The organism is Burkholderia sp. JP2-270 (assembly GCF_003233675.1).
Taxonomy (GTDB): domain Bacteria; phylum Pseudomonadota; class Gammaproteobacteria; order Burkholderiales; family Burkholderiaceae; genus Burkholderia; species Burkholderia pyrrocinia_C.
The window spans coordinates 1,422,790-1,436,335 of sequence record NZ_CP029824.1 but is presented as its reverse complement, the minus strand read 5'-3'; the positions used below and the strand labels follow the sequence as shown (position 1 = coordinate 1,436,335).

At 68.8% G+C, this 13,546-nt stretch carries 12 protein-coding genes; 4 read left to right on the top strand and 8 right to left on the bottom strand.

Annotation, left to right across the window (positions count from 1 at the left end; translation table 11 throughout):
- Positions 1–2: 2 nt before the first annotated feature.
- Positions 3–665, bottom strand: coding sequence for a response regulator (locus DM992_RS06880; RefSeq protein WP_009691805.1), 663 nt, complete (start codon positions 663–665; stop codon positions 3–5).
- Positions 666–866: 201 nt separating this feature from the next.
- Between DM992_RS06880 and dacB the strand changes: the two genes are divergently transcribed.
- The 3 genes from dacB (at position 867) to DM992_RS06865 (ending at position 4,937) form a co-directional block, all read left to right on the top strand.
- A complete protein-coding gene (gene dacB, locus DM992_RS06875) occupies positions 867–2,402 on the top strand; it encodes a D-alanyl-D-alanine carboxypeptidase/D-alanyl-D-alanine-endopeptidase (protein WP_111016203.1) in 1,536 nt (511 codons plus the stop codon).
- A 386-nt stretch (positions 2,403–2,788) separates the two neighbouring features.
- Positions 2,789–3,703 (top strand): sterol desaturase family protein, encoded by a 915-nt coding sequence (locus tag DM992_RS06870; protein WP_111016202.1) that lies wholly within the window; start codon positions 2,789–2,791, stop codon positions 3,701–3,703.
- A 94-nt stretch (positions 3,704–3,797) separates the two neighbouring features.
- Positions 3,798–4,937 carry an SGNH/GDSL hydrolase family protein gene (locus DM992_RS06865; RefSeq protein ID WP_111016201.1) on the top strand — a complete coding sequence of 380 codons (1,140 nt, stop codon included), beginning with the start codon at positions 3,798–3,800 and terminating at the stop codon, positions 4,935–4,937.
- A gap of 122 nt (positions 4,938–5,059) precedes the next feature.
- Here the strand turns inward: DM992_RS06865 and DM992_RS06860 are convergent, their stop codons facing one another.
- The 6 genes from DM992_RS06860 to pyk all read right to left on the bottom strand — a co-directional run bounded on the left by DM992_RS06860 (position 5,060) and on the right by pyk (position 11,844).
- Positions 5,060–6,088, bottom strand: a complete 1,029-nt coding sequence (locus DM992_RS06860; RefSeq protein WP_111016200.1) for an L-threonylcarbamoyladenylate synthase — start codon at positions 6,086–6,088, stop codon at positions 5,060–5,062.
- A gap of 11 nt (positions 6,089–6,099) precedes the next feature.
- On the bottom strand, positions 6,100–7,296 hold the full coding sequence (locus tag DM992_RS06855) for a 5-(carboxyamino)imidazole ribonucleotide synthase (RefSeq protein ID WP_111016199.1): 1,197 nt from the start codon (positions 7,294–7,296) through the stop codon (positions 6,100–6,102).
- A gap of 81 nt (positions 7,297–7,377) precedes the next feature.
- Positions 7,378–7,899, bottom strand: coding sequence for a 5-(carboxyamino)imidazole ribonucleotide mutase (gene purE / locus DM992_RS06850; protein ID WP_006763511.1), 522 nt, complete (start codon positions 7,897–7,899; stop codon positions 7,378–7,380).
- A 16-nt stretch (positions 7,900–7,915) separates the two neighbouring features.
- The gene (locus tag DM992_RS06845) at positions 7,916–8,806 is read right to left on the bottom strand and encodes a phosphoribosylaminoimidazolesuccinocarboxamide synthase (protein WP_027785305.1); all 891 of its coding nucleotides are present in this window, start codon (positions 8,804–8,806) and stop codon (positions 7,916–7,918) included.
- Positions 8,807–9,035: 229 nt separating this feature from the next.
- Positions 9,036–10,100, bottom strand: a complete 1,065-nt coding sequence (gene fba / locus DM992_RS06840) for a class II fructose-bisphosphate aldolase (protein WP_034178916.1) — start codon at positions 10,098–10,100, stop codon at positions 9,036–9,038.
- A gap of 307 nt (positions 10,101–10,407) precedes the next feature.
- Positions 10,408–11,844: a pyruvate kinase gene (gene pyk / locus DM992_RS06835; protein ID WP_111016198.1), complete on the bottom strand. Its 1,437-nt coding sequence runs from the start codon at positions 11,842–11,844 to the stop codon at positions 10,408–10,410.
- Here pyk and DM992_RS43355 point away from each other — a divergent pair.
- Positions 11,843–11,971, top strand: coding sequence for a hypothetical protein (locus tag DM992_RS43355; RefSeq protein WP_275427574.1), 129 nt, complete (start codon positions 11,843–11,845; stop codon positions 11,969–11,971). The two genes, pyk and DM992_RS43355, sit on opposite strands and share 2 nt — an antisense overlap.
- A 157-nt stretch (positions 11,972–12,128) precedes the next feature.
- Here the strand turns inward: DM992_RS43355 and DM992_RS06830 are convergent, their stop codons facing one another.
- Positions 12,129–13,325, bottom strand: coding sequence for a phosphoglycerate kinase (locus tag DM992_RS06830; protein ID WP_111016197.1), 1,197 nt, complete (start codon positions 13,323–13,325; stop codon positions 12,129–12,131).
- Between the last annotated feature and the right edge of the window lie 221 nt (positions 13,326–13,546).

The following is a 13,546-nucleotide window of genomic DNA, read 5'->3' as shown; positions in this document are numbered from 1 at the left end:
CGTCAGCTTTCCTTGACGACCATGTAGCCGAGCCCGCGCACGTTGCGGATCAGGTCCGAGCCGAGCTTCTTGCGCAGTGCATGGATGTAGACCTCGACCGTGTTGCTGCCGATCTCCTCGCCCCAGCCGTACATCTTTTCCTCGAGCTGGCTCTTCGACAGCACCGCGCCGGGCCGCGCGAGCAGCGCCTCGAGCAGCGCGAACTCGCGCGCGGACAGCGCGACGGGCGCGCCGTCGAGCGTGACCTGGTGCGAAGCGGGATCGAGCGTCAGCGCGCCGTGGCGGATCAGCGACTCGCTGCGCCCGGCCTGGCGGCGGATCAGCGCGCGCATCCGCGCGCCGAGTTCGTCGAGATCGAACGGCTTGACGAGGTAATCGTCGGCGCCCGCGTCGAGCCCCTTCACGCGATCGGCGATGGCGTCGCGCGCGGTGACGATCAGCACCGGCAGCGACAGCCCGCGTGCGCGCAGCGTGCGCAGCACGTCGATGCCGTCGCGCTTGGGCAGGCCGAGGTCGAGCAGCAGCAGGTCGTACGTCTCGCCGCCGAGCGCCGTCAGCGCCGCGTCGCCGTCCTGCACCCAGTCGACCGCAAAGCCGTCCGAGCGCAGCGCCTTGCGCACGCCCTCGGCAATCATTCGGTCGTCTTCGACAAGCAGAATCCGCATCGGGACAGGCATCCATGGGTCGGGTGAAACACGCCGATCATTGTAGCGCCGCGAATCGCGCGCGCGACATGCCCGCAGCAAAGTGATGCCGCAATGCGGCACGACACGCGATTTCAGCGGGCATTTGCCCACTTGTCTCTACAATGTGCGCTTGCGCGCGACACACGCGCCGCCCGAGCCCCCGCTTACCCGTATTCGTCCATGCCGATTTCTGCCCTTTCCGCCCGGTTCGCCCCCCGCAGCGCTCAAATCTGCCTGCGCGCAGCCGCCGTCATCGCCACCTGCACGGCCCTGGCCTTCGCGCCGCCCGCGCAAGCCCGCAAGAAATTCCACAAGGAAGCGCGCAACGCGGCTGTCGTGTCGCCCGCCGCGCGTGCGGCCGGCCTGCCGGCATCCGTGCTCGTCGCGCTGCAGCGCGCGAAGGTGCCGGCGTCGGCGATGAGCGTCGTCGTCGAGCGCGTCGGCGACCCGGAGCCGCTGATCGCGTGGAATGCGAGCCGGCCGATGCTGCCGGCGTCGACGATGAAGCTCGTCACGACCTTCTCGGGCCTGTCGATCCTCGGCCCCGACTTCCGCTGGCGCACGACCGCCTATACGGACGGCACGGTCGACCCCGACGGCACGCTGCAGGGCAACCTGTACATCAAGGGCACCGGCGATCCGAAGCTCGTGCCCGAAGAGCTGATCGACCTCGTCGACAAGATCCGCAAGGCCGGGATCAAGCGCGTGGCCGGCGGCCTCGTGCTCGACAAGAGCTATTTCGCGGCATCGACGCGCGACCTGCCGTCGTTCGACGACGACGTGAGCGCGCCGTACAACGTCGGGCCCGATCCGCTGTTGTACGCATTCAAGGCCGTGTCGTTCACGGTCACGCCGGGCGACGACGGCAAGGTGGCCGTCGACGTGCTGCCGCCGCTCGCGGACCTGTCGATCGACAACCAGCTGGTCGAAGGCACGGGCTCGTGCAGCGCGGCCGCCGCGGCCGCGCGCCCGACGCTGACAGCCGGCGGCGGGATGATGACGGCGTCGTTCGCCGGCGACTATCCGCTGCGCTGCGGCGCGCGCACGACCAACCTCGCGATCCTCGATCACACGACGTTCTTCGCGCGCGGCTTCCTCGCGCTGTGGCAGCAGGACGGCGGCACGATCGCGGGGCCCGTGAGCGAAGGCAAGGTGCCGACCACCGCGCGGCCCGTCGCCGTGCATCACAGCCCGGTGCTCGGCAGCATCGTCTACGACATCAACAAGTTCAGCAACAACGTGATGGCGCGCAACCTGTTCCTGACGATCGGCGCGGTCAGCGGCAGGCCGCCCGCGACGCCCGAACAGTCGAGCCGCGCGATCCAGGCGTTCCTGCAGAAGAACGGCATCGCGATGCCGGACCTCGCGCTTGAAAACGGCTCGGGGCTGTCGCGCGAAGAGCACGTGAGCGCGCTGTCGCTCGCCGCGCTGCTGCAGGCCGCGAACGCGAGCCCGGTCGCGCAGGCGTTCGTCGATTCGCTGCCGATCGCCGGCATCGACGGCACGATGAAGAACCGCCTCACCAACGCCGGCGTGCTCGGCAACGCGCACATCAAGACCGGCACGCTGCGCGACGTGCGCGCGATCGCCGGCTACGTCGCCGGTGCCGACGGCCAGAGCTACGTCGTCGTCAGCTTCATCAACAACGACCAGGCGGAAGGCGCGCGCGCCGCGCACGACACGCTGCTCGAATGGATCTACGCGGGCGCGCACTGACGGCTCGCGCGCCGCGACGCGGCGCATCCCCGCCCCTCGGTCGGCGTGCGCCGGCCACGCGGCGGCACCGCGCATCGGGCAGCCCTGGCGGGCGGCCCGTGCGACCTGCCGCCGCCCCGCACTCGGAATCCCGCCGTTCGCGGTTTGAAACGGCCGCCGCCACCGGCGCGCGACGCACCGCACGCCAGCCCTGCCGGTAAAACGGGGCCGCACCGCGCGGCCTCGCGCCGCACGGTTTCCGTAGAAACCCTGTCCTCAGAGGGAACCCTCTACGCTGCCCCCTCGCCTAGCGCGTGGCGATTGCGTAGGCTGTTGGCCTGACCGATATCTACAACGGGCCACGCGCCCGGCCTCACGGCTTGCAGGGGAAAGGAGGAGACACGCCCATGCGATTCGACGTCGAATTGCTTCTGCTCGCGCTGGCGCCCGTCTTCCTGCTCTGCATCGCATGGGAAGCCTGGCACCTCGCCCGCACACGTGCGCAGGACCATGTCTATGCGTGGCGCGACACGCTGTGCAATGCGGCGCTCGCGCTGATGCACCAGGGCGCGGACAAGATCGCATGGCTCTTCGTGATCCCCGTCTATGCGTACTGCTACCGGCACTATCGCCTGTTCACGTGGCACGACGGCTGGCTGTCGTTCGCGGTGCTGTTCGTCGCGCAGGATTTCCTCTACTACGTGTTCCATCGCGCGAGCCATCGCGTGCGCTGGCTGTGGGCCGCGCACGTCGTGCACCACTCGTCCGAGCGGATGAACTTCTCGACCGCGTTCCGCCAGAGCCTGATGTACCCCGTCGCGGGCATGTGGGTGTTCTGGCTGCCGCTCGCGTTCGCCGGCTTTCCGCCGCAGCAGGTCGTCGGCATCGTGCTGATCAACCTCGCGTTCCAGTTCTTCGTGCACACGCAGGCGATCGGCAAGCTCGGCTGGCTCGAGTACGTGCTCAACACGCCGTCGATCCACCGCGCTCACCATGCGCGCAACCCGCGCTACATCGACCGCAATTACGCAGGCGTGCTTGTGATCTGGGATCGCCTGTTCGGCAGCTATGTCGAGGAAACGCCGGACGACCCGCCGCAGTACGGGATCGTCGAGCGGCTCGACTCGAACAACCCGCTCGTCGCGACGTTCCACGAGTGGGTGTCGATGGCGGCCGACGCGTTGCGCGTCGACGGATGGCGCAACAAGCTGCGCGCGATTTTCGGCCCGCCCGAATGGGCGAGCGCTTATCATGCGCAGGTTGTCGAGGCCGCGAACCAGGATCCGCGCACCGTGCCGCTTGCGGCTGCGCGCGACCAATAACCGTTTCAGCCAACGGCCGCCGCGCAGCCCGGTTCCGAGCAGGCACGCGGCAGATGAGAAACACATCAGGCCATATCTACGAGGAGATCGAACGATGCAGTCACAACAACAATTCCCGTCGCATGCCCGTCAACGCCTGCTGCGCACCGCGCAGGCCGTAATCGCGGGCGCCGCGCTCGCGCTGCTCGCCGCATGCGGCGGCGGTGACGACAACAACAGCAGCAGCGCGTCGAACACGCCGCCTTCCGGCGTGAAGATGCAGATCGTGTCGTTCGGCGACAGCCTGTCCGACGCCGGCACCTATTCGCAGATCAAGCTCGGCTTCGGCGGCGGCCGCTTCACGACCAACCCCGGCCAGGTATGGACGCAGAACGTCGCGCAGTACTACGGCGACACGCTGCAGCCCGCGAACCAGGGCGGCTTCGGCATTCCGCTGCAGGCCACCGGCGGCCTCGGCTACGCGCAAGGCGGCTCGCGCGTGACGCTGCAGCCGGGCATCGGCCATGCCGACGCGAGCGTGCCGAACGCCGACTTCGCGCAAGCGACCACGACGCCGATCGCCGACCAGGTCAAGCAGTACCTGACGCAGCACGGCAGCTTCAACGCAGGCCAGATCGTGCTGGTCAACGGCGGCGCGAACGACATCTTCTACCAGGCGCAGGTCGCGCAGGCGCAAGGCAACACGCCGGCCGCGCAACTCGCGGCGGCGCAGGCGATCGGCCTGGCCGCGCAGCAGCTCGGCGGGATCGTCCAGCAGATCGTCGCGGCAGGCGCAACGCACGTGTTCGTGTCGAACGTGCCGGACATCGGCGGCACGCCGCTCGCGCTGCAGGGCGGCACGCAGGCCGCGTTCACGCAACTGTCGGGGCTGTTCAACAAGACGCTCGCCGGCACGCTGGCCGCGCTGAAGGTCGACACGACGAAGGTCGCGCTGCTCGATACGTTCACGTGGCAGGACGGCATCGCGGCCAATTACCAGGCGAACGGCTTCAGCGTGTCGAACACCGACACCGCCTGCAACCTGAAGGCGATGGTCCAGGCCGCGACGCAGTACGGCGTCGCGAACGCGACCGCATTCGGCTCGTCGCTGTTCTGCTCGCCGCAGACCTACACGGTCCCGAACGCGGACCAGACCTACATGTTCGCCGACACGGTCCACCCGACGACGCGCCTGCACGCGCTGTTCGCGCAGTTCGTGGAAAAGCAGATCGCGGCTTCGGGCGTCGGCAAGTAAGCGACGCATCAACGGATCGGCCGGCACGCGCAACGCGCAGCCGGCGCGATCTCCAGAAAAAACGCCCGACCGGTTCGCCGGTCGGGCGTTTTTCATTCATGGGCCGCGGCTTGCGCCGGTCGTCAGTCGCGCGCTTCGAACGCGGCCGCGGCACGGCCGAGGCGATCGTTGACGGCAATCCATTCGACGGTGTCGGGCAGCTTCTCGACGAGAATGCGCGCGACCTGCGCGCGGTCGAGCGCACGCAGCATCCCGTACAGGTCGCGCGCATAGGCCTGCGGATCTTCCGGTGCCGCGACGAAATGCACGCCGTCGGCCTGCGCCCAGCGGCCCGCGCGCGATGCACGAGCGACGAGCGCGACGCGCTCGCCGTCGGTTTGCGCGGCCGCGAGCAGCGGCTCCAGTTGATCGAACGGCAGCAGCGCGAGCGGCGTGCGCGGCGCGTAATGCGCCTTCAGCGTGCCGGACGCGCGCGGCGCGGTCGCGTCGCTGCCGTCCGGCAGCCGCGGCGCGCGGCCGAGCACGTCGGCGATCTGCTGCGGCGTCACGTGGCCCGGGCGCAGCAGCGCCGGGAAGCCGCGCGACAAATCGAGGATCGTCGATTCGATGCCGACTTCGGATGCGCCGCCGTCGAGCACGTGCACGGTGTCGCCGAATTCGTCGCGTACGTGCTGCGCGGTCGTCGGGCTCACATGGCCGAACCGGTTCGCGGACGGCGCGGCCACGCCGCCGTGGCCGCCGCGCCGCGCGCTGAACGCGGCCAGCAGCGCCTGCGCGACCGGATGCGACGGGCAGCGCAGCCCGACCGAATCCTGCCCGCCGCTCACGGCGGCCGGAATGCGCGCATGGCGCTTCAGGATCAGCGTCAGCGGGCCCGGCCAGAACGCATCGATCAGCTTCCGCGCATCGTCGGGAAGGTCTTCGGCCCAGTAGCCCGGATCGCCGCCGGGCGGCAGGTGCACGATCACCGGATGGTTCGCCGGCCGCCCTTTCGCCGCGTAGATGCGCGCGACGGCCTCGGGATTCGCCGCGTCGCCGCCGAGCCCGTAGACGGTTTCGGTCGGGAACGCGACGAGTTGCCCCGCGTCGAGCAGCGCGGCGGCCGCGTCGATCTGCGCGGGCGTCACGGAGTTCGGGAGATCGATGGACATCGGCTGGCGCCTCAGTCGAGCGGCACGCGCAGCAACTGTGCGCACGCAGTGGCCGCGGCGACGGCTTCGTCGCGCGTCGGGGCCGTGAAGTTCACGTGGCCCATCTTGCGGCCGACGCGCGCGTCTTCCTTGCCATACAGGTGCAGGTGCGCAGCCGGCATCGCCGCGACCGTATCCCACGGCGGCGTGACGGCATCGGCCTGCGCACCGTTCGGGAACCACACGTCGCCGAGGATGTTCAGCATCGCGGCCGGCGAATGCTGGCGCGGGTTGCCGAGCGGCATGCGCGTCATCGCGCGCACCTGCTGCTCGAACTGGCTCGTTGCGCACGCATCGACCGTGTAGTGGCCGGAGTTGTGCGGGCGCGGCGCCATCTCGTTCGCGACGAACGAGCCGTCTTCCAGCACGAAGAATTCGACGCACAGCACGCCGACGTAGCCGAGCGTATCGGCGATCCGCACGGCCGCCTGCTGCGCCTCTTCGACGCGCGCGGCATCGGCGGCCGGCGCGGGCACCACTGTCAGCGCGAGGATGCCGTTGTGATGCGCGTTCTGCGCGAGCGGGAACGCGGCCGAGCGGCCGTCCGCGCCGCGCGCGATCAGCGCCGACACTTCGTATTTCAGCGGCAGGCGCTTCTCGAGCACGCACGGCACGCCGCCGAGCGCCGCATGCGCGTCGCGCGCTTCCTGCGCGGTGCGCACGCGCACCTGGCCCTTGCCGTCGTAGCCGAGGCGGGCCGTCTTCAGGATGCCCGGCAGCACCGCGTCGAGCGCGGCATCGTCGAGCGCGGCGAGCGCCGCCGACGATTCGATCACGACGTGCGGCGCGACCGGTACGCCCGACGCCTCGATGAAGCGCTTCTCCGCGATCCGGTCCTGCGCGACCGCGACGCAGCGGCCGGCCGGCGCGACGAAGGTCGTGCGCGCGAGGAAATCGAGGCTCGCGGCCGGCACGTTCTCGAACTCCGTCGACACCGCGTCGCACAGGTCGGCCAGTTCGGCGAGCGCGGCTTCGTCGTCGTAGGCGGCGCGCAGGTGGCGGTCGGCAACCGCGCCGGCGGGGCTCGTCGGATCGGGATCGAGCACGGCGACGCGATAGCCCATCGACTGGGCGGCAAAGCAGAACATGCGGCCGAGCTGGCCACCGCCGACCATGCCCAGCCACGCGCCGGGCAGGATCGGGGAAACGGAATCAGGAGTTGCGGTCATGTCAGTGGTCGGTCGCGGCGGGCGCTGCCCGCCGCAGTGGGGAGTATCATGCAGCCGCGACGCGCGGCCGCCGGTGCGCCGTCATTCCAGCGGCGGCAGCACCATCGCGTGCGCGGCTTCGTTCTGGCGCACGCGGAACGCGGCGAGCCGGTTCGCGTAATCGGCCGACGTGCCGGACAGGATCGACACTGCGAACAGCGCGGCATTCGCGGCGCCGGCCTCGCCGATCGCGAACGTCGCGACGGGCACGCCCTTCGGCATCTGCACGATCGAGTGCAGCGAATCGACACCCTTCAGGTACTTGCTCGCGACCGGCACGCCGAGCACCGGCACCGTGGTTTTCGCGGCCAGCATGCCGGGCAGGTGCGCGGCGCCGCCGGCGCCCGCGATGATCGCGCGCAGCCCGCGCTCGCGCGCCTTCTCCGCATAGTCGAACATCTCGTCGGGCATCCGGTGCGCGGACACGACCTTCGCTTCGTACGGCACGCCGAATTCCTGCAGGATCGCTACCGCGTGCTTCATCACGTCCCAATCGGAACTCGAACCCATCAGCACGCCGACGAGCGGCGCGCTGTGCGTGTGGGCAGTCTGGACTTCGCTCATTTCGTCGGTTCCTTGCTCAGGCGAGCGACTGGCCGGTGATGCGCTCGAGCGCTTCCTGGTACTTCGCGGCCGTCTTTTCGACGACGTCGGCCGGCAGCGCCGGCGCCGGCGCCGTCTTGCCCCACGGCTGCGCCTCGAGCCAGTCGCGCACGAACTGCTTGTCGAACGACGGCGGGTTCGTGCCGACTTCGTACTGGTCGGCCGGCCAGAAGCGCGACGAATCGGCCGTCAGCACTTCGTCCATCAGGTACAGCTTGCCGTGGTTGTCGAGGCCGAATTCGAACTTCGTATCGGCGATGATGATGCCGCGCGTCGCCGCGTAGTCGGCCGCTTCCTTGTACAGCCTGATCGAGATGTCGCGGATCGTCGCGGCCAGCTCGGTGCCGATGCGGCGCTCGGTTTCCTCGAACGTGATGTTCTCGTCGTGCTCGCCCATCTCGGCCTTCGCGGCCGGCGTGAAGATCGGCTCGGGCAGCTTCTGCGCGTTCTGCAGGCCCTCCGGCAGCTGCACGCCGCACACGGCGCCCGACGCCTGGTATTCCTTCCAGCCGCTGCCGGCCAGGTAGCCGCGCACGACCGCTTCGATCATGATCGGCTCGAGGCGCTTGACGACCACGCCGCGGCCCTTCACCTGCTCGACCTCGTCGGCCGCGACGACCGCTTCCGGCGCGTCGCCCGTCAGGTGGTTCGGCACGATGTGCGCGAGCTTGTCGAACCAGAAGTTCGCCATCTGGTTCAGCACGCGGCCCTTGTTCGGAATCGGCTCGCCCATCACCACGTCGAATGCCGACAGGCGGTCGGTCGTGACGATCAGGAGCTTGTCGTTGCCGACCGCGTAGTTATCGCGGACCTTGCCGCGACCGAGGAGCGGCAGCGAGCGGAGCGTGGATTCGTAAAGGGTAGACATCGTCTTTTCGCAGATAAGGAGCCAAACAAAAAGGGAAACGCCGTTCCCCGCGGCAGGCGGGAACGGCGGTCTTGCAATACGTCGGCGAACCGGCCGGACGTGGCCCGGGCGGTTGCCGGCCGGCCCTCGTTCGGCCGGACGGAACGGCTGCCTGGGGCCGGATCATATCCGGCCTGGCTGCCCGCCCCTGCCTCGCGGAAGAATCGGGCGGGGCAATCGTACTACAGTCTCAGCGCACGACCTGCGCGAGCGCGCCGGACTTGTACTGCTCGGCGATCTTGTCGAGCGACACCGGCTTGATCTTCGCGGCCTGGCCTTCGCAGCCGAACGCGAGGTAGCGGTCGACGCAGACCTGCTTCGCCGCTTCGCGCGCGGGCTTCAGGTAGTCGCGCGGATCGAACTTGCCCGGGTTCTCGAACAGGTAACGGCGGATCGCGCCGGTGATCGCGAGACGCAGGTCGGTGTCGATGTTGATCTTGCGCACGCCGTGCTTGATGCCTTCCTGGATTTCCTCGACCGGCACGCCGTAGGTTTCCTTCATGTCGCCGCCGAACTGGCGGATTTCTTCCAGCAGTTCCTGCGGCACCGACGACGAACCGTGCATCACGAGGTGCGTGTTCGGGATGCGCGCGTGGATTTCCTTGATGCGCTGGATCGACAGGATATCGCCCGTCGGCTTCTTCGAGAACTTGTACGCGCCGTGCGACGTGCCGATCGCGATCGCGAGCGCATCGCACTGCGTGAGCTTCACGAAATCGGCCGCCTGCTCCGGATCGGTCAGCAGCTGCTCGCGGGTCATCGTGCCTTCCGCGCCGTGGCCGTCTTCCTTGTCGCCCTTCATCGTTTCGAGCGAGCCGAGCACGCCGAGTTCGGCTTCGACCGTCACGCCGATCGAGTGAGCCATCTCGACGACCTTGCGCGACACGTCGACGTTGTACTCGTACGATGCGACCGTCTTGCCGTCGGCTTCGAGCGAACCGTCCATCATCACGCTCGTGAAGCCGCTGCGGATCGCGCCCATGCAGACCGCCGGCGACTGGCCGTGATCCTGGTGCATCACGACCGGGATGTGCGGATACGACTCGACCGCCGCTTCGATCAGGTGGCGCAGGAACGGCTCGCCCGCGTACTTACGCGCACCGGCCGATGCCTGCATGATCACGGGCGCGCCGACCTGGTCCGCTGCCGCCATGATCGCCTGGACCTGCTCCAGGTTGTTCACGTTGAAGGCCGGCAGGCCGTAACCGTGCTCTGCCGCGTGATCCAGCAATTGACGCATTGATACGAGAGGCATTGTGGAACTCCTTGAATGAAAACCGGTGCGCCCTGACGCCGGCGCGGCACCCGCCCTCGTTCGAATCGGGGCGGCGCGGCGCGGCTGAGCGTCGAATAGCCGCATTTTATCGCGAAGCGCCTCCGATTCCGACCGCCCGGTGGCGCCCACTCGCAATTTGTTACGTTCGCACGGCACAAAGCGGGCAAAAAAGAGAAAAAAAGCCGCGCGGGGCTTCGGACCCCGCGCGGCTTTCGCGCGAAAAAAACGGTGCCTGATCGAATTCGATCGACTCGTTCGCCGGCCAGGTGCCCGGCGAACGCTCGACTCAATAGTGCTCGCCGACGCGCACGATCTTCAGCGTGTTGGTGCCACCCGCCTGCCCCATCGGTTCGCCGACGGTCAGCACGACCATGTCGCCGTGCTGCACGTAGCCCTGCTTGACGACGAGCTCGAGCGCCGCCTGCAGCGCCGAGTCGCGGTCGCTGTTGAAATCGACGTGCAGCGGCGTGACGTTGCGGTACAGCGCCATCGTACGCTCGCTGCCGACGCGCGGCGTCAGCGCGAAGATCGGCACGTGCGTGTAGTGACGCGACATCCACAGCGCGGTCGCGCCCGATTCGGTCAGCGCGATGATCGCCTTCGCGCCCAGGTGGTACGCGGTGAACAGCGCGCCCATCGCGATCGACTGGTCGATCCGCGTGAACGTGCGGTCGAGGAAATCCTTGTCCAGCTCGACGTGTTCCGACTTTTCCGCCTCGATGCACACGGCCGCCATCGTCTCGATCGTGACGACCGGGTACTTGCCGGCGGCCGTCTCGGCCGACAGCATCACCGCGTCGGTGCCGTCGAGCACCGCGTTCGCGACGTCCGACACTTCCGCGCGGGTCGGCACCGGCGCGTAGATCATCGATTCCATCATCTGCGTCGCGGTGATCACGAGCTTGTTCGACTCGCGCGCCATCCGGATCATCCGCTTCTGCAGCGCCGGCACGGCCGCGTTGCCCACTTCCACCGCGAGGTCGCCGCGCGCGACCATGATGCCGTCGGACGCGTCGAGGATGCTCTGCAGCGCCGGAATCGCCTCCGCGCGCTCGATCTTCGCGATCATCTTCGGCTTGATGCCGTACGGCGCGCCCGCGATATTCGCGAGCTGGCGCGCCATTTCCATGTCGGTCGCGTTCTTCGGGAACGATACCGCGACCAGGTCCGCGCCGAGCGACATCGCGGTGCGGATGTCTTCCATGTCCTTCGCGGTCAGCGCGGGTGCCGACAGGCCGCCGCCCTGGCGGTTGATCCCCTTGTTGTTCGACAGCTCGCCGCCCACCTTGACGATCGTGTGGATCTCGTCGCCGAGCACGCGCTCGACGGTCAGCACGATCAAGCCGTCGTTCAGCAGCAGCAGGTCGCCCGGCTTCAGGTCGCGCGGCAGTTCCTTGTAGTCGAGGCCTACCCGCTCGTCGTTGCCGAGCTCGCAGCCCGCGTCGAGGATGAACGGCTGACCGGGCACGAGCGTGGTCTTGCCGTTCTCGAACTTGCCGACGCGGATCTTCGGACCCTGGAGGTCGGCCATGATCGCAATCTCGCGCCCGACCTTGCGGGCGGCCTCGCGGACCATCTCGGCGCGCTGGCGGTGATCGTCGGCCGTGCCGTGCGAAAAATTGAGCCGCACGACGTCGAGGCCCGCCTGCATCATCTGCAGCAGAATCTCCGGCGAACTGGAAGCCGGGCCGATCGTGGCGACTATCTTGGTGGCGCGCTGCATGAAACTCCTCATCTGGATCAAGGTGGATGCGCTGGGTGAAACGCTGCGAGAGCCGGACACGGCGGGCCCAGCGGCGGCCGCTCCGGGGGGCGTGCCGGTGCTTGCGCCCGGCATCGCTTTGTTCTGAATCTCGTGGTGCTGCACAGCCGCGTCGCCGGCGGCCGCCGGTGCGCGCGGGGCGGTGTTCGCCCGCGCGGGCGCGCGTTTGCGCTTGCCCGCGCCGGCCGGCTGCTCCGCTTTCGCGGAGCGCGCGGCCTTCGTCACCCCTGCGCGCGCCGCCACGCTCAGGCCGCCCGCGTTTCGAGCACTTCCACCGCCGGCAGCTTCTTCCCCTCGAGGAACTCGAGGAAGGCGCCGCCGCCCGTCGAGATGTAGCTGACCTGGTCGTGGATGCCGTACTTCGCGATGGCCGCGAGCGTGTCGCCGCCGCCCGCGATCGAGAACGCGGACGATTTGGCGATCGCTTCGGCGAGCGTCTTGGTGCCGTTGCCGAACTGGTCGAATTCGAACACGCCGACCGGGCCGTTCCACACGATCGTGCCGGCCTTCTCGAGCTGGCTCGCGAGCGCCCTGGCCGTATCAGGGCCGATGTCGAGGATCATGTCGTCCGCTTCGATGTCGGCGACCTGCTTCACCGTGGCCGCGGCCGTCGGCGAGAATTCCTTGGCCGTCACGACGTCGGTCGGGATCGGCACCGACGCGCCGCGCTCGCGCGCCTCGTCGATGATCGCCTTCGCCTCGTTGACGAGGTCGGCTTCCGCGAGCGACTTGCCGATCGGCAGACCGGCCGCAAGCATGAACGTGTTCGCGATGCCGCCGCCGACGATCAGCTGGTCGACCTTGCCGGCCAGCGACTTCAGGATCGTCAGCTTGGTCGACACCTTCGAGCCGGCGACGATCGCCACCAGCGGGCGCGCCGGGTTGCCGAGCGCCTTGCCGAGCGCGTCGAGTTCGGCGGCCAGCAGCGGGCCCGCGCACGCGACCGGCGCGTACTTCGCGATCCCGTGCGTGGTCGCTTCCGCGCGGTGCGCGGTGCCGAACGCGTCGTTCACGTACACGTCGCAGAGCTTCGCCATCTTTTGCGCGAGCTCGTCCGAATTCTTCTTCTCGCCCTTGTTCACGCGGCAGTTCTCGAGCAGCACGACCTGGCCCGGCGCGACGTTCACGCCGTTCTCGACCCAGTTCGACACGAGCGGCACGTCGCGGCCGAGCAGCTCGGCGAGGCGCTTCGCGACCGGCGCGAGCGAATCCTCCGGCTTGAATTCGCCTTCGGTCGGACGGCCGAGGTGCGACGTGACCATCACGGCCGCGCCGGCGTCGAGCGCGGCCTGGATGGCCGGCACGGACGCGCGCACGCGCGTGTCCTCGGTGATGTTGCCGTGATCGTCCTGCGGGACGTTCAGGTCGGCGCGGATGAACACCCGCTTGCCGGCGAGCTGGCCGGCGGCGATCAGGTCGGTAAGACGCTTGACTTGGCTCATGTTGAACAGATTGAAGTAGTGGATGGGGAAAGGGGGTTCACGCTGGACGTGCGCGGGCTGCCGCGAAAGGGCGCCGGATGCGGCCGTGGCTGGCGGTTCGCATGACGCGCACGGGTAAAAAATCTCGAACGGGCATTCTAGCCGATCCACCCGGCAGACTGACCCGTGCGGCGGCGAATTCCGCCTATTTGGGATCGCGCGCGGCAACGGCCCCGTTGCCG